Consider the following 15,638-nt stretch of genomic DNA (forward strand, 5'->3'; position numbering starts at 1 on the left):
CATCGCGACGTGTCTTCTCCGCTATTGATATTCGGTGCTGGTCAGCGCTGCGGCAGCACGCTGGTGCAGCGGCTGATCTCGTCCCATCCCGAGGCGTTCATCTGGGGTGAACAACACGGACGGTTCGGAGAGCTCCTCGATGCGTTCGAGAGTCTGATCGGTCACAGCGCCGAGTACGGCGAGGCGGGGCGCATCGAATTCGCGGTGCACGGATATCAGGGATTTCTGGCGAACCTCATGCCGGAACCGGCGGAGATGCAGGGGGCGTTCACACAGTTCTGCACGCGGCTTTTCCAGGCGCCCGATGCCCGGGTGTGGGGATTCAAGGAAGTCCGGTTCGATCGGGCATTCGCCGAGCGGTTGCAGCGGTACCTGCCGGAGGTTCGGGTGATCTTCATCGTCCGCGATCCGCGGGACGTGCTGTCCAGCCTGGACGAGTGGGAGGCGCGCGGGTGGTGGACCCGCGCGGATACCGAGCAGTCGTTCGAGAACTGGAAGCGGATCGCGGCCTCGTTCCTGGAGACCGGCTCGGTGCCGGTGCTGTCGGTGCGCTACGAGGATTTCATCGCCGATCGGGAGGCCGCGGCCCGCAGCGTCGGCGAATTCGCCGGGCTGGATGTCGCCGGCTTCGATATGTCGGTCTTCGACCGCAAGGTGCACAACCTGGGGCTGTGGGACGAGCGTGAGCTGCGGCCCTGGCAGGATATGGCGATCGACCTGCGGTATCTGTTGTTCGACGAGGGTCTGCGAGCCACGGCCGAGGCGTACGACTACCACCTGTAGGCCCAGCGCGGGTCGTGCCGAGATCGCGGTTGATGCGTGGACGTGAAGCGGTAGCGTGCGAATCATGAAGATTCGTGGCGCAGTTCTGGAACGCATCGGCGCGCCCGCGCCCTATGCCGAATCGGCCCCGCTCGTGGTCGGTGAGCTGGATCTGGGCGAGCCCGGTCCCGGCGAGTTGCTGGTGCGGATCGAGGCGGCCGGGTTGTGCCATTCGGATCTGTCCGTGGTGGACGGGAACCGGGTGCGACCGGTGCCGATGCTGCTCGGACACGAGGCGGCCGGGCGGGTCGAGGCGATCGGTCCGGGGCAGAGCGATCTGCGGGTGGGGCAGCGGGTGGTGATGACGTTCCTGCCGCGCTGCGGGGAATGCGAGGGGTGTGCGACCAACGGCCGCACCCCGTGCGTACCGGGCAGCGTCGCGAACAATGCCGGTGAGCTACTCGGCGGCGGGCGGCGGTTGCAGCGTGACGGTGAGACGGTCCAGCACCATCTGGGGGTGTCCGGATTCGCCACGCATGCGGTGGTCGACCGGCGTTCGGTGGTGCCGGTGGACGACGACGTCCCGCCGGAGATCGCCGCGGTACTGGGGTGCGCGGTGCTGACCGGCGGTGGGGCACTGTTGAATTCGGCGAAGCCGGGGCCGGGTGAGCGGATCATGGTGGTCGGGCTCGGCGGGGTCGGGATGGCGGCGGTGCTGGTGGCGGCCTCGTTGCGCGCGGAATTGGGCAGCGAGGTGATCGCGGTCGACACGCTGTCCGAAAAGCTGTCTCTGGCAACCGAACTCGGTGCCGATCGGGTGTACACCCCGGCGCAGCTGGCGGAAGAGGGGATCGCCGCGGAGATCGTGGTCGAGGCCGCGGGCAATGTGCGGGCCTTCGAGACCGCGGTCGCCGCGACCGCGCCCGGCGGCACCACGGTGACCGTCGGATTGCCCAATCCTGAAGCACGGGCGAGTATTTCGCCGCTGGCGCTGGTCGCTCAGGGGCGTTCGATCGTGGGCAGTTACCTCGGGTCGGCGGTGCCCGCCCGGGATATTCCGACCTATGTGCGGATGTGGCGCGAGGGCCGGTTGCCGGTGGAGCGGCTGGTTTCCTCGCGGCTGCGGCTCGAGCAGATCAATCACGGGATGGACGAGCTCGCGGCCGGGCACGGGCTGCGTCAGGTCATCGTCTTCGACTGAGTCGCGACGGCGCTGCGATCGCGCGGTGTCCGTGCGGCCATCCTCGACCCTGCCGATCGGCGACCCTGCGCGGATGCCGCTCGGATGCCGCTCGGATGCGGGCGTGGGATGAGCCGGGATCGCGGACCGGTCTCAGGCCCGGCGAGTCCGGCCGCGCAGAGCCCGATCTCATCAGGCGGCGGGCGGGGCTCGGGTGAGCCGCCGGTGGCTTCGGTGCGGTCGCGGGTGTGCCTGGGACCACTCGCCGCACAGGGGTGTGGGTTCGGCGGTGGTCCAGCGCAGTAGGCTCGGCGGAGGTTGTCGACCGGCATGTGAGGAGTCAAGGGTGAGCGCGAACCGGATCCGGGTGGGTGTGCTCGGCGCGCAGGGCAAGGTCGGACAGGCGATCTGCGCGGCGGTCGAGGCGGCGCAGGATCTGGAACTGGTCGCCGGACTCGACAAGGGGGATGCGCTCGACGGATTCACCGACGCCGGTGCGCAGGTGGTCGTCGATTTCACTCATCCCGATGTGGTGATGCCCAATCTGCAGTGGCTGGTCGAGCACGGGATTCACGCGGTCGTGGGCACCACCGGATTCGACGAGGCCCGGCTCGCGCAGGTGCGTGCGTGGCTCGCGGACCGGCCCGAGGTCGGGGTGCTGATCGCGCCGAACTTCGCGATCGGGGCGGTGCTGTCGATGCGGTTCGCCGAACAGGCCGCGCGCTGGTTCGATTCGGTGGAGGTCATCGAACTGCATCATCCGAACAAGGCCGACGCGCCCTCGGGAACCGCGTACCGCACGGCGGGCATCATCGCCGAGGCCCGCAAGAAGGCCGGTGTCGGCCCGAGCCCCGATGCGACCAGTACCGAACTCGAGGGTGCGCGAGGTGCGAGCGTCGACGGGGTGCGGGTGCATTCGGTGCGGCTGGCCGGACTCGTCGCGCATCAGGAGGTGCTGTTCGGCACGCAGGGCGAGACGCTCACCATTCGCCACGACTCGCTCGACCGGACCTCCTTCGCGCCGGGTGTGCTGCTGGGTGTGCGGCAGATCGGCACGCGATCCGGGCTGACCGTCGGCCTCGACCCCCTGCTGGATCTGTGAGCGGGCGAGGGACTGTGTATGTCTGCGGAGTCGGCCGTGAGTGAGACGAACGACAACGGGCGTCTGGTGCGGACCGTCGGGACCATCGTGTTCCTGGTGGTCGCCCTGGTGGTCTACTTCCTGCTGCTGGGCCGGATCGCGGTGGCGCTCATCGCATCCGGGAATGCCGCCGGGATCGCGATGGGCGTCGGGGTGTTCATCCTCGGGCTGATCGGTGTCTGGGTGGTGGCGACGAGTATCCGTGCGGCGCTGGCGCATCAGCATCTGGCTCGGCGGATCCACGAGGAGGGGCGTGAGCTGGACGTCTCCGATCTGCCGCGTCGCCCGTCCGGCCGGATCGAGAAGGACGCCGCCGACGCGCTTTTCGAGCAGGTCAAGTCGGAATGGGAAGCCGCGCCGGATGATTGGCGCAACAACTACCGCGCCGCCCGCGCCTACGACTACGCCGGGGACCGCACCCGCGCCCGCGAGGTCATGCGCCGCGCGGTCGCACTCGAGCGCGCGGAACGGAATCGGCAGAAGTAGACCACCGCAACGGAATCCGCGGATCGTGTGCGGTGCCGTGCGATGTCGCCGTGGCAGTCGGCCGGACTCGTCGTGCGTCGGACGTGAGTTCAGGAGAGTGGGGCCGACCCGGGCGGGTGCGTCCTTGCCCAGTGTTCGGCGATGTCGATGCGGCGGGCGAGCCAGACCTTGTCGTGGGATCGGACGTAATCGAGGAAACGCTCCAGGGCGCGGGTGCGGCCTGGGCGGCCGACCAGGCGGCAGTGCAGGCCGACCGAGAGCATCTTGGGGGCGCCGGCCGCACCCTCGGCGTAGAGCACGTCGAAGGCATCACGCAGGTAGGTGAAGAACTCCTCGCCGGTGGCGAAACCCGCGGCGGAGGAGAACTTCATGTCGTTGGTCTCCAGGGTGTACGGCACGACCAGGTGGTCGTGGTTGCGCACGCGGGTCCAATAGGGCAGATCGTCGGCGTAGGAATCGGAGTCGTAGGCGAATCCGCCGTGCGCCACGACCAGATCGCGGGTCTGCGGGGAGTCGCGGCCGGTGTACCAGCCGCGCGGAGGCGCACCCAACAGGTCGGTGATGATGCGCACCGCCTCGGCCATATCTCTACGTTCGGTTTCCGAATCGACGAGCTGATAGGACTTCCAGCGCAGGCCGTGGCAGGCGATCTCGTGCCCGAGCCGCTGAAACGCCGCCACCGCTTCGGGATTGCGTTCCAGCGCTCGCGCCACCGCGAAGATCGTCAGCGGAATGTCGCGTTGTTCGAAGGTGCGCAGCACTCGCCACAGCCCGGCGCGCGAGCCGTACTCGTAGAGCGACTCGATACTCAGGTGCCGATTCGGAAAAGCCTGCGCCGGAACCATTTCCGAGAGAAACGTCTCGGACTCCCCATCCCCGTCCAGCACGCAGTTCTCCGCGCCCTCCTCGTAGTTGAGCACGAACTGCACCGCGATCCGCGCCCCTCCCGGCCACTGCGGATCCGGCGGCGTCGGCCCGTACCCGACCATGTCCCGGGGATAATCGCGCACGGCATCCTCACTCATCGTTGCGCCCCACGTTGCTCGAGCCGGGGTACTCCGCGGCGGCGGACTCTGTCGGCCTGGCTGCCCAGGACGACTGTCGTTCGGTGTGTTCGTGCACGGCTGCTTCACATCCTCTCTGACATGGATTCCACTGCGCTGCTGTGTAATTTGATGCTCAGGCGTCCGGCTTGCCGCCGCGACCGCATTGGATCATTCCGTGCCGCTGCCCAATTCGTCGCGCGCAGCGTCGGTGAGGGTGCCGTAGAGGCGTAGCCGGGCCAGGCCGCCGTCGGGGTAGACGTCCAGGCGCACTTGCTCGATCGGTTCGGCGGGGGTGAGGGGGAAGCGGTGCCTGGTGTCGGGGAGCAGATCGGTGCGGGGGAGTAGTTCGATCTCGGTGCCGTCGGGGCGGATGCCGGTGAGTGCGGCCGCGCCGGGGCTGTTCGACAGGAAGTAGGAGGTGTCGATCTCGGCCGAGGTGAGCACGCCGGTTCCGGCGAGGCGGACGCGCACCCAGTCGTTACCGGTGGCGCGGCGGCGGGCCGTTTCCCAGCCGTCGCCCATGAGGCGGGCCCGGCCGGGCATGAGGAGATTCTGCGGATGGGAGTAGAAGCGGTTCGAGCAGTCCGCGACCCGGCCGCCGTTCTCCAGCGCCGCCAGATCGAACGGGCCCGAATCCAGCCATCGCGGATCGGGTTTCGCCTCGCCGTGCACGCGCAGCCGGGCCACGCCGCCGTCCGGGTGGATGCGCAGGCGAACGTGAGTGAAACGCTGATCCGATTCGACCGTGAACGCGTTGGCCGTATCGCCGCCGACTTCGGCGCGCGCCACCAGTGTGGTCCAGTCGTCGCGTGCGGCGATCTGGTCGGCGGGCGGATATCCCTGCACCGCAAGGGCTTCCACCGAGATCTCGGGCGGGTAGTTGCCGGTGAACCACGCGGTGTCCACGATCACTCCGCGCACCACGCCGGGGACGCCGAGACGCACGATGGCGATATCGCAGTCCTCCGGTCCGGGGGCCGCGCCGTGCGGGCGACGGCGACGTCGCGTCTCCCACCCGTCGTACACCTGACCCTTGTGGCCGAATGTGGCGGCCTGATGAGTCGCGGCCTCGGGCCGGATCAGATTCTCCTTCTCGGCGAAGGATTCGTCGTTCGCCCAGATCACCGCACCGCCCAGGGTGCGCACCGCCAGGTCCGGCAGCAGGGTGAATTCCGTTGGTTCCGTGGGGCTCACAGTTCGGGCACCTTCCTCTCGCGCAACTGGGTGAGCACCTCGACCGATGCGTCGGGGGCCAGTGCGGTGACGTCGTCGGGGTCGAATGCGCCGCAGTCCAGGCCGCGCAGCACCACCGTGGCCAGGGCCTGCGCGGTGGCCGGTTCGTCGATCACGGCTCCGCCTCGGCGGCGCAGGTAGTCGTCGATTCGCGGCGCCGCGGTACGCAGGGCGCCGCGGAAGAAGGCGAAGGTGGCCGCCCAACGGGTCACCAGATGGCCCGGATGCATGTCCCAACCCTGGTAGTAGCCGCGTTCGAGCGCCCGGGTGACGAGCCGGAAATGCCGCTCGAGCGCCGCCGGAGCGGCATCCCCGACCGGAAGCACCTGCGTCGAGCCGTCGCACACCCACACCCCGGTCTGTGCGGCCGCGGCCTGCATGACCGCCTTGGCGTGATCGGCGACCGGATGCTCGAGTGATTGGAATTGCGGGGCGATACCGCATGCCGCGCTGTAATCGTAAGTGCCGTAGTGCAATCCGGTGCAGCGCCCGGCCGAGTGCTGGATCGCTCGCGCTACCGTCGCGGAACCGTCGGCGGCGATCACCGCCTGCGGACTTTCGATCTGCAATTCGAAACGAAGTGTGCCCGAGGCGATCCCGTGCGCCTTCTCCAACGCCTCACACACCTGCACGGCGATGTCCACCTGCTCGACGACGCGCAGCTTCGGCACGGTGAAAACGAATCCCTCGGGCACGCCGCCCGCTCCGTCGAGGACGAGTTCGAGCGTGCGCACAGCGCGTTCGTACTCCGCAGCGGTCAACCCCTTGATGCGCACACCCCGGGAGAGCACCGCCGAGGGCAGTGCGGCGAGTACCTGCCCGGCTCGCTCGGCATCGGCATCCTCCACCGCGTCCGCGCGAGTGCCGTACCCGTCCTCGAAGTCCAGTCGAAGATCCTGAATTGGTCTTCGCACCAACGTGTCCCGAGCCCGTGCCACCGCCTCGGCCCCAGCCAGACCGAGCAGGAGATCGCTATGTCGATCGGCCGATTCGACTGCCGCCGTACCCCATTCGTCAGGCAGGTTCGCCGCCGCATCGGCCGCGCCGACATAGACGGTGTGCACCGGCTGTCCGGGCCGGTCGCCGGGATACCGCCGCCCCAACTCCGCCTCGACTCCGCGCAGCCGCTCACCGATGCGGCCGAGTTCGCTGTGCGGAATCATCACCGGGCCCTTTCGATGCCGAAAGCGTCTGTGCCCATTGGTCGAGCAGGTCGGCCGTGTACGGGTTCGGCGCGCAAAGCCGATCGACCGGTCCCGGGCGCTGCGACTCGGCCTCGATCCTGCGGCCGTCCGTACATGACGGGCGATGTCGTCGCCCAGCTCGGTGGGCACTGAAAGTGGTTGTGCCCACGAAAGATCGGATCGGCGATCGGGTTCGAACGCATGCACGCAGACGTGTGCGCGGGCCGCCGACGGCACGGTATCGCTTCGGTCATCTCACACATCCGATCGTTCGGCCCGCGGGGCGAGCGGCTGACGGTGGTGACGGTATCGAGTCGATATTGCGTGATTGTTGCCCGAAGCGTATACGTTTCGGGCCGCGCTGTTGGAGCCCGGGAAATCAGTGCGGATTCGCCGGGGTGGTCTCCCGGGAATCGGGGTGGGGCCATGCCCGGCCGTCGAGGCTTTCGATATCCATGTTGAAGCGGCGCAGGTAGGTGGCGAAGGCGGTGATGTCCTCGTCGGACCAGTCGGCCATCACCCGGGTCATGCCCTCGACGTTGACCGCGCGAGCGGCGTGCAGGCGGCGACGCCCCGCCTCGGTGAGCTGGAACTTGCGCGCGATGCCGCCGTCGGGGTCGGCGATTCGCTCGACGAGCCGGTCCCGCAGCATCGCCCGGGTCTGGCGGTTCAGGGTCGAGGCGTCCAGGCGCAGCGCGTCGCCGAACTGCCGGATGGACTGCGGCCCGGCCAGCTCGATGCGGCTGAGCAACAGGTAGGCGCTGCGCTCGAGCAGGCCGTTGCCGCTACGGAAGCGTGGGTTGAGGGTGTACTTCGTGAGCAGCATGCTCTCGAATTCGACCAGGTCCACCGGTCCTTTCATGCTGAACTCCCTTCCGCCGTGCTCGCTGTCGGGCTGTCAGCGAGACGGACGACACATCCTTGTGCACTCAGCAAATGTTGTGCAGTACGCACATAGTATGCATACTACATATCAACGGCGTGACTCGTAAGGAGATTGACGTGGCCGAAACTAAAGCTGCCGCCCGCTCCGGCGGCATCCTGGCGGTGCTGGCGATCGCCGGCATCGTCGCGTCATTGACGCAGACATTGGTGATTCCGCTGCTGGGCCAGATGCCGCAGCTGCTGCACACCTCGACGGCGAACGCGACCTGGGTGGTGACCGCCAGCCTGCTGGTCGGCGCGGTCGTCACACCGGTCGCCGGACGTCTCGGTGACATGTACGGAAAACGTCAGGTACTGCTGTTCTCGACCGTCCCGCTGATCGTGGGTTCGGTGGTGTGCGCGCTGTCCTCCTCGCTGTGGCCGATGATCATCGGGCGTGGCCTGCAGGGCATGAGCGTGGGCATCATCCCGGTCGGCATCGCCGCGCTGCGCGATCTGCTGCCGCCCCAGCGGCTCGGGTCCGGTATCGCGCTGATCAGCTCGTCGCTGGGAATCGGCGGTGCGCTGGGTCTGCCGCTGTCCGCGGCGGTTGTGCAGTACAGCAACTGGCGTGTGCTGTTCTGGGGTGTCGCGGTGGCCGGGGTGATCGTCGCGGCGCTGATGTACTTCGTGCTGCCAACGATCGCGCCCACCGGTTCGGCCGGACGCTTCGACGTGCTCGGTGCGATCGGATTGGGTGCCGGACTGGTGTGCCTGCTGCTCGCGGTGTCCAAGGGCGGCTCGTGGGGTTGGGGTAGTGCGAGCATCATCGCTCTGTTCGTCGGTGCGGTCGTGGTGCTGCTGCTGTGGGGCTGGTGGGAGTTGCGCAGTAGCGCGCCGCTGGTCGATCTGCGCACCACCGCGCGTCCGCAGGTGCTGATGACGAACATCGCATCGATCGGGATCGGCGTCGCGATGTACTCGCAGTCGCTGATCGTCCCGCAGTTGCTGCAGCTGCCCAAGATCACCGGTTACGGCCTGGGCCAGTCGATGATGGCGATGGGCCTGTTCATGGCGCCGGGCGGTCTGATGATGATGCTGCTGTCGGTGCCCAGCGCCAAGCTGTCGGCACTGCGCGGGCCGAAGGTGACCCTGACCGTCGGCGCCCTGATCATGGCCGTGGGCTACGGCCTGTCGATGGTCCTGATGGGCAACCCCTGGACGCTGATGATCGTGACGATCATCATCAGCTCGGGCACCGGGTTCGCCTACGGCGCGATGCCCGCGCTGATCATGGGCGGTGTGCCGGTGTCGGAGTCGGCCGCGGCCAACAGCTTCAACACCCTGATGCGCTCGATCGGCACCTCGGTGTCCTCGGCCGTGATCGGTGTGGTGCTCGCGCAGATGAGCGTCAGCTTCGCCGGGCGAAGCATCCCCACCGAGAGCGGATTCCGCACCGGCCTGCTGATCGGCTGCGGCGTCTCCATCGTGGCCGCGATCATCGCGATCCTCATCCCGGTGCGCCGCAAGGCGGCCGCCGCGGCGGAGGCAGCGGTCGCGCACACCGTGGGCGAGGCCGATCTGATTGCCGCGGAAGTCGATTCGCTGCCGGTCGCCGGGATCGTTCCGGCCGCCGTGCAGGTTGCGGCGGACCGCTACGTGGGCGAGACGATCGCCGAAACCGTCACCGGCCCTTCGATCTACGGCCGGGTGCGCGATGCGGGCGGGCCCGTGGTGTCCGGTGCGACGCTGACGCTGATCTCGACGTCGGGCAGTCAGCTGGGCCGCGCGACCACGCGCCAGGACGGATACTTCGAATTCGCTGTCCCGGCCGCGGGTTCCTACGTCCTGATCGCCTCCGCGGAGGGCCGTCGCCCCGACGCTTCGACGGTGTCGGTGGGCCCGGTGCCGACCGCCTGCGAGGTGACCCTCGCCGGGATGGGCACGTTGGCCGGAACCGTCACTCGCATCCCCGGCGACGACCCGGTGCCCGAGGCCCGCGTCGCGGCACTGGATCCGCGCGGTGAGGTGGTGGCCTCGGCCGAGACCGACATCCTGGGCCGGTTCGGTCTGTCCGATCTGCCCGAGGGCGAATTCATCGTCGCGGTGAGCGCCGACGGGTTCCACCCCACGGCCGTTCCGGTGCTGGTCAGCGGTGCGGGAATCACCGAGATCGCGGTGCTGCTGCGGCCCGGTGCGCGGCTGAGCGGTGTGGTCCGGGTCCGCTCGGACGATCGGCCGCTGCACGACGCACAGGTGACGCTGATGGATCCGGCCGGGCACGTGGTGGACACGATGACCACCGGCCCGGACGGCGGCTACACCTTCGCCAACCTGTCCGACGGCGACTACACCGTCGTGGTGAGCGGTTACGCGCCGGTCGTCATGCAGGTCAGCGTGCACGGTGACGCCGTGCAGGGTGTGGACGCGCACCTGGGTCACGACGGCCCGGCCGTTCCGGTGATCTCCTCGATGGAGCAGAGCCCGGTTCGCTGATCGCCGACACACGAACTCCGGTGCCCGAGAACGATTCGGGCACCGGGGTTTTCGTTATGCCTCGTTCGCTACCTCCGCACCGCCGGTGGCAGGGCTGCGACCGTGCCGCATCAGCACGGCGACGATCAGCGCGACGATCGTGGTGGCCAGCACCACCCAGAAACTCAGCGTGTAGCCGCGGTCGGCGAAGACCTGTGGAATCGTCTGGACGCTGGAATGTCCCATCACGTCGATGTGCGCCTTGACCGGATGGTTGTTCAGCAGGGCGGTGGTGATCGCCATGCAGACGGCCGAACCCATACTCATGGTGACACCGAGCATGCCCGCGCTGATGCCCTGCTGTTCCTGTGGCACCGCGTCGATGATCAGGTTGGGGCCCGCGGCGTAGAAGAAGCCGAATCCGATGCCCGCCAACAGATACAGCACGAGATACGTGATCCAGCTGTAGTGGAACACGACGAATCCGATACCCGAGATCGTCAGGATCGTGAAGGCGAGAATCGCGGGAATCCGCGCGCCGAACCGCCGGGCCATCGCACCGGCGAACGGACCGATGACCATGCCGAGCAGACCGGCCCAGATGCCCACGTGCACTGCGTATCCGAGCATGCTGAAGCCGTTGCCGTAGGTGTAGCCCGGATCGAAGTTCACGTGCACCAGATTCGCCGGGAGGGTCAGCCCGGTCATCTGATGTGCTTGTGCCACAACGCCTTGCACGACGTTCTCGCGCAGTCCGTCCACATTCGGGGTCTGCGTCATGTAGCCCAGGGCCAGCGGCTGCACCGCGGTGATGCCGACGCCGAACGCGGTCATCAGCAGAGTGAGACTGACTTTCGGGTTGACCAGGAGTTTCATATCCATGATCGGCCGGGAGACGCGGAATTCGACCACCACGAACAGCACCAGCATGGCCAGGCCGACGACGAGCCAGGCCAGCGCCGACGGGCGGCCCCAGCCCCAGGTCTGGCCGTTGTCCAGGTAGAGCAGGGTGAACAGCGCGCCCGCGGACAACAGGATCGCGCCGAACGGGTCGATGCGTTCGCGCACACGCAGTTTCGTCTCCGGCACGATCCACATCACCAGCGGCGTCAGCACGAGGGTGAACGCGGCCAGGAACCAGAACATCGCTCGCCAGTCGAAGTGGTCGACCAGGAAGCCGCCGATCAGCGGGGCGATGGCCCCGGAGAAGCCCAGTCCGGCCCCGATCATGCCGACGCCGAGCGGAATGTACTTGCGCGGGATGAGATCTCGGATCAGGCCGTAGGCGACGACCTGGCTGGCGATGGAGAACGCCGCGAGGCCGCGGCCGATCAGGAAGATGGTCCAGTTGCTGGTCAACGCGCAGATGACGCAGCCGACGAAGAAGCACAGGCCGGTGGCCAGGAACAGTTTCTTCTTGCCCCAGGCGTCGCTGGCCTTGCCGATCAGCGGCGTCGCGGCCGCGCCCACCAGCCCCAGGATGATGACCGCCCAGTTGATGTTGCCGCCGACGGTGGTGAACGTCTTGGTCATCTTCTGCAGGGCCGCCGAGACCATCGTGTACTGCAGCGGGACGACCTCGGTGTACAGGACGATCACGACCAGGATGGAGAAGATCCGCAGACGGGAGGCCCCGTCCAGGCGGCCGGTGTCGATCTCGGCAGAGCTGTCGAGGTTGTCCGGCGGGGGACTGGTTTCGGTGGTGGACATGGAAAGCTCCTGAAGCAGGGCGATATGAAGGCGAGCCGTCGAATGTGATCGGCGTCTCGCTAGGCATTTATGGTAAGCAGATTCTCCAATTGCACAAGTGGCATTTTCAGATCGTGTTCGCACTGCTCTCGTGCGGGCCCGGACGCGCGAGAGCCGCGGGGCATCCATGCAGATGCCCCGCGGTCCGCCAGGGTGCTGTCGGGTCGGGCGGTGTCCCGCTTACTGTTCGGCGTTCTCGGCCAGAATCGGCCCGGCAATCCGGAACGCCTCGACTCCGGCGGGGACTCCGGCGTAGACGGTCGCGTGCAGCAGTACCTCACGGATTTCGTCGGGAGTGACGCCGTTGGTCAGCGCCGCGCGCACGTGGGTGGCGAATTCGGTGGAACGGTTCAGCGCGGTGAGCATGGCCAGGGTGAGCATCGAGCGGGTGCGGCGATCCAGGCCATCCCTGGTCCACACTGCGCCCCAGCAGTATTCGGTGACCAGATCCTGTAGCGGCCGGGAGAAGTCGGTCGCCGCGGTGAGGGCGCGCTCGACGTACTCCTCGCCCACCACCTCCCGGCGGACCTGAAGTCCCGCGTCGTAGCGTTCGGCGGGAGTGTTGTCGATCGGCATGTGTGCCGGCTCCTTCAGTCGAGGAACATGTCCGGTGTGGGGTTCGGGCCGCCGCCGTAGCGCGACAAATCGCTGACCCCGGCGTAATGCGCCAGAGCGTCGGCATCCAGGAAGCAGTTGCCGGTGGTCTTGCGCGCGGGGCGGGACAGGATCGCCACCGCGGCGTCGGCCATGATCTCCGGGCTGCGTGCGGCGGCGAGCTGTTTCTCGCCGTCCCGGAGGTTCGCCACCGCGGAGGTGGCGATGTACGTCTGTGGCCACAGGCAGTTGAAAGCTATTCCGGCGTCGGCGAATTCGGCGGCCCAGCCCTGTGAGAGCAGAGTCATCCCGTACTTGGACAGCGTGTAGGACGGGTGCGCGCCGAGCCAGCGCGGATTCATGTTGACCGGCGGGGCGATGGTCAGCACGTGCGGCTCGGCGGACTTGCGCAGATGCGGCAGGCAGGCCTGGGTCAGCAGGAAGGTGCCGCGCAGGTTGATATCGGTCATCAGCGCGAACTTCTTGGCCGCGAGCTGCTCGGTGGGTTCGGTCGCGATGGCGCTGGCGTTGTTGATACAGATGTCGACGCCGCCGAAACGTTCCACCGCGGTGTTCACCACCCGCTCGACATCCTCCTCGCGACGCACGTCACCGACCACGGCCGCGGCTTTGCCTCCGGCGGCCTCGATCTCGGCGGCCGCGGTGTGCACGGTGCCGGGCAGGCGCGGATGGGGTTCGGCGGTCTTGGCCAGCAGGGCCACATTGGCCCCCTGCCGGGCGGCGGCGATCGCGATAGCCAGGCCGATGCCGCGGCTCGCACCGGAGATCACCATCGTGCGATCGGTCAGCGGTAGGTGGTCGGACATCGTGCTCCTCGGTCGCAACAGGTTCGTGATCAGGCATTCACTCCTGATGGTATTGGCATTCTCTTTTTTGGCAAGTACCGTATTCACTGATGAACAACGAAGTGCAGACCTCGTCCGGTATCCCGCTCGAAGCGGTGTACGGACCGCAGGATCGGCGAGCCGATCCGCCCGCGCCGGGCGAGTACCCCTTCACGCGCGGGAATTTCGCCTCCGGCTACCGGGGGCGGCTGTGGACGTTTCGGCAGTACTCCGGATTCGGCACCGCCGAGGAATCCAACCGGCGCTATCGCTACCTGCTCGAACAGGGCGGGACCGGTCTGTCGGTGGCACTGGATCTGCCGACCCAGTGTGGTTACGACTCCGACGATCCCGAGGTGAGCGAGGAGGTCGGCCGGGTCGGCGTCGCGGTGGACACCCTCGCCGACGCCGAGATCCTGTTCGACGGCATCCCGCTGGACAAGATCTCCACCAGCTTCACCATCAACGGCACCGCCGCGATCCTGCTCGCTTTCTACGTCGCGGCCGCGGAGAAGAAGGGTGTCCCGCGCGAAAAGCTCACCGGCACAATCCAGAACGACATCCTCAAGGAGTACGCCTCGCGCGGCACCTGGATCTGGCCGCCCGAGCCGTCGTTGCGGTTGATCGCCGACACCATCGAATTCTGTGCCGCGCAGGTGCCGCGATTCAACGCGATCTCGGTGGCGGGCGCGCACTTTCGCGATGCGGGCGCGACGGCGGTGCAGGAGATGGCCTTCACTCTCGCCGACGGCGTCACCTACTGCGACACCGTCGTCGAACGCGGCCGGATGAGCATCGATCAGTTCGCGCCGCAGGTCTCCTTCTTCTTCTACACGCACGGCGACTTCTTCGAGGAGATCGCGAAATACCGTGCGGGACGGCGTCGTTGGGCGACCATCGTGCGCGAGCGGTACGGCGCGACGAAGGACAAGGCATCGATGTTCCGGTTCGGCTGCGTCTCCGGTGGTGCGTCGCTGTACGCGCCGCAGGCGCAGAACAATCTGGTGCGCATCGCCTACGAGGCGCTGGCCTCGGTACTGGGCGGGGTGCAGTCGATGTTCACCGCGGCCTGGGACGAGCCGTTCGCGCTGCCCAGTGAGGAATCGGCGACCATGGCGCTGCGCACCCAGCAGATCCTGGCCTACGAGACCGGCGTGACCCGGGTCGCGGATCCGCTCGGTGGTTCGTACTTCGTCGAGGCGCTGACCGACGAGACCGAGGCGCGCATCGTCGAGATCATGGCCGATCTGGACCAGCACGGCGGGATGGTGCGCTGCATCGAGGACGGCTACCTGCAGGGCTTGATCGCCGACGAGGCGTACACGGCGCACCAGCAGATCGAATCGGGCGAGCGTCCGGTGGTCGGGGTGAACCGGTTCGTCTCCGATGAGCCCGCACCCGATATCGGCACCTACGAACTCGACGCGCAGGGGCGCGAGGTGCAGTTGCAACGCCTGGCCAAGGTCAAGGCGGAAAGGGATTCCGCCGCAGTGGAATCCACGTTGGCCGCGCTGTCGCGCGCGGCCGAGGGAGACGAGAATCTGATGGACCGCCTGATCGACTGTGCCAACGCCTACTGCACGGTCGGGGAGATGACCACCGCGCTGAAATCGGTGTGGGGCGAATTCCAGCAGCCGGTGGTGTTCTGATGACCGCGCGGGTACTGGTCGCCAAGCCGGGGCTGGACGGGCACGATCGCGGCGCGAAGATCGTCGCGCGCACCCTGCGCGATGCGGGATTCGAGGTGATCTACACCGGAATCCGTCAGCGTGTGGAGGACATCGTGTCGATCGCGCTGCAGGAGGATGTGGCCGTGGTGGGGCTGAGCATCCTGTCCGGCGCGCATCTGGCATTGACCAAGCGGGTGGTGGACGCGCTGCGGGCGGCGGACGCCGGAGACATCGCGGTGGTAGTGGGCGGCACGATTCCGCAGGCGGATGTGTCGCGGCTCGCGGAGGCCGGAGCCGCGGCGGTGTTCCCGACCGGTACGGCGCTGGAGGTCCTGGTCGCCGAGATCCGCAAACTGACCGGCACACCGGCGTCGTCCTGAACACGCTGTCGGCGAATCGCGCTGTGAAA

The 15,638-nt window shown here is 67.7% G+C and carries 14 protein-coding genes and 1 pseudogene; 8 read left to right on the plus strand and 7 right to left on the minus strand.

The window, feature by feature from the left end; translation table 11 throughout:
• Positions 1-9 precede the first annotated feature (9 nt).
• From K7711_RS25140 to K7711_RS25155, 4 genes are all read left to right on the plus strand, one after another.
• Positions 10-783, plus strand: coding sequence for a sulfotransferase family protein (locus K7711_RS25140; RefSeq protein WP_222971907.1), 774 nt, complete (start codon positions 10-12; stop codon positions 781-783).
• 64 nt (positions 784-847) lie between these two features.
• The gene (locus K7711_RS25145) at positions 848-1,963 is read left to right on the plus strand and encodes an alcohol dehydrogenase catalytic domain-containing protein (RefSeq protein WP_222971908.1); all 1,116 of its coding nucleotides are present in this window, start codon (positions 848-850) and stop codon (positions 1,961-1,963) included.
• A gap of 325 nt (positions 1,964-2,288) precedes the next feature.
• Positions 2,289-3,044 carry a 4-hydroxy-tetrahydrodipicolinate reductase gene (dapB, locus tag K7711_RS25150; RefSeq protein WP_308014934.1) on the plus strand — a complete coding sequence of 252 codons (756 nt, stop codon included), beginning with the start codon at positions 2,289-2,291 and terminating at the stop codon, positions 3,042-3,044.
• Between the two features lie 18 nt (positions 3,045-3,062).
• Positions 3,063-3,569, plus strand: a complete 507-nt coding sequence (locus K7711_RS25155; protein WP_222971909.1) for a hypothetical protein — start codon at positions 3,063-3,065, stop codon at positions 3,567-3,569.
• 89 nt (positions 3,570-3,658) lie between these two features.
• Here K7711_RS25155 and puuE read toward each other — a convergent pair whose 3' ends face one another.
• The 4 genes from puuE to K7711_RS25175 form a co-directional block, all read right to left on the minus strand.
• Complete coding sequence (gene puuE / locus K7711_RS25160; protein ID WP_222971910.1) at positions 3,659-4,594, minus strand: allantoinase PuuE; 936 nt, start codon at positions 4,592-4,594, stop codon at positions 3,659-3,661.
• A 189-nt stretch (positions 4,595-4,783) separates the two neighbouring features.
• Positions 4,784-5,809: an allantoicase gene (gene alc / locus K7711_RS25165; RefSeq protein ID WP_222971911.1), complete on the minus strand. Its 1,026-nt coding sequence runs from the start codon at positions 5,807-5,809 to the stop codon at positions 4,784-4,786.
• Positions 5,806-7,011, minus strand: a complete 1,206-nt coding sequence (locus K7711_RS25170) for a DUF6986 family protein (protein WP_222971912.1) — start codon at positions 7,009-7,011, stop codon at positions 5,806-5,808. The genes alc and K7711_RS25170 overlap by 4 nt, the downstream gene beginning before the upstream one ends.
• A 400-nt stretch (positions 7,012-7,411) precedes the next feature.
• Positions 7,412-7,894 (minus strand): MarR family winged helix-turn-helix transcriptional regulator, encoded by a 483-nt coding sequence (locus K7711_RS25175; protein WP_222971913.1) that lies wholly within the window; start codon positions 7,892-7,894, stop codon positions 7,412-7,414.
• Between the two features lie 140 nt (positions 7,895-8,034).
• On the opposite strand from K7711_RS25175, the pseudogene K7711_RS47780 reads away from it, so the two are divergent.
• A pseudogene (locus K7711_RS47780) lies at positions 8,035-9,444 on the plus strand (MFS transporter); the annotation flags it as partial.
• 111 nt (positions 9,445-9,555) lie between these two features.
• Positions 9,556-10,392, plus strand: a complete 837-nt coding sequence (locus K7711_RS47785; protein ID WP_308014957.1) for an MSCRAMM family protein — start codon at positions 9,556-9,558, stop codon at positions 10,390-10,392.
• Between the two features lie 54 nt (positions 10,393-10,446).
• Here the strand turns inward: K7711_RS47785 and K7711_RS25185 are convergent, their stop codons facing one another.
• The 3 genes from K7711_RS25185 to K7711_RS25195 form a co-directional block, all read right to left on the minus strand.
• Complete coding sequence (locus K7711_RS25185; protein ID WP_222971915.1) at positions 10,447-12,081, minus strand: MFS transporter; 1,635 nt, start codon at positions 12,079-12,081, stop codon at positions 10,447-10,449.
• A 219-nt stretch (positions 12,082-12,300) separates the two neighbouring features.
• Positions 12,301-12,696 carry a 4-carboxymuconolactone decarboxylase gene (gene pcaC, locus K7711_RS25190; RefSeq protein ID WP_222971916.1) on the minus strand — a complete coding sequence of 132 codons (396 nt, stop codon included), beginning with the start codon at positions 12,694-12,696 and terminating at the stop codon, positions 12,301-12,303.
• Between the two features lie 14 nt (positions 12,697-12,710).
• Complete coding sequence (locus tag K7711_RS25195; RefSeq protein WP_222971917.1) at positions 12,711-13,541, minus strand: SDR family oxidoreductase; 831 nt, start codon at positions 13,539-13,541, stop codon at positions 12,711-12,713.
• A gap of 89 nt (positions 13,542-13,630) precedes the next feature.
• On the opposite strand from K7711_RS25195, the gene K7711_RS25200 reads away from it, so the two are divergent.
• Both K7711_RS25200 and K7711_RS25205 read left to right on the plus strand, forming a co-directional pair.
• The gene (locus K7711_RS25200) at positions 13,631-15,208 is read left to right on the plus strand and encodes a methylmalonyl-CoA mutase family protein (RefSeq protein ID WP_222971918.1); all 1,578 of its coding nucleotides are present in this window, start codon (positions 13,631-13,633) and stop codon (positions 15,206-15,208) included.
• Positions 15,208-15,609 (plus strand): cobalamin B12-binding domain-containing protein, encoded by a 402-nt coding sequence (locus K7711_RS25205; RefSeq protein WP_222971919.1) that lies wholly within the window; start codon positions 15,208-15,210, stop codon positions 15,607-15,609. The genes K7711_RS25200 and K7711_RS25205 overlap by 1 nt, the downstream gene beginning before the upstream one ends.
• Positions 15,610-15,638 lie beyond the last annotated feature (29 nt).

Source organism: Nocardia coffeae (assembly GCF_019890715.1).
GTDB classification, from domain to species: Bacteria; Actinomycetota; Actinomycetes; order Mycobacteriales; family Mycobacteriaceae; genus Nocardia; species Nocardia jiangxiensis.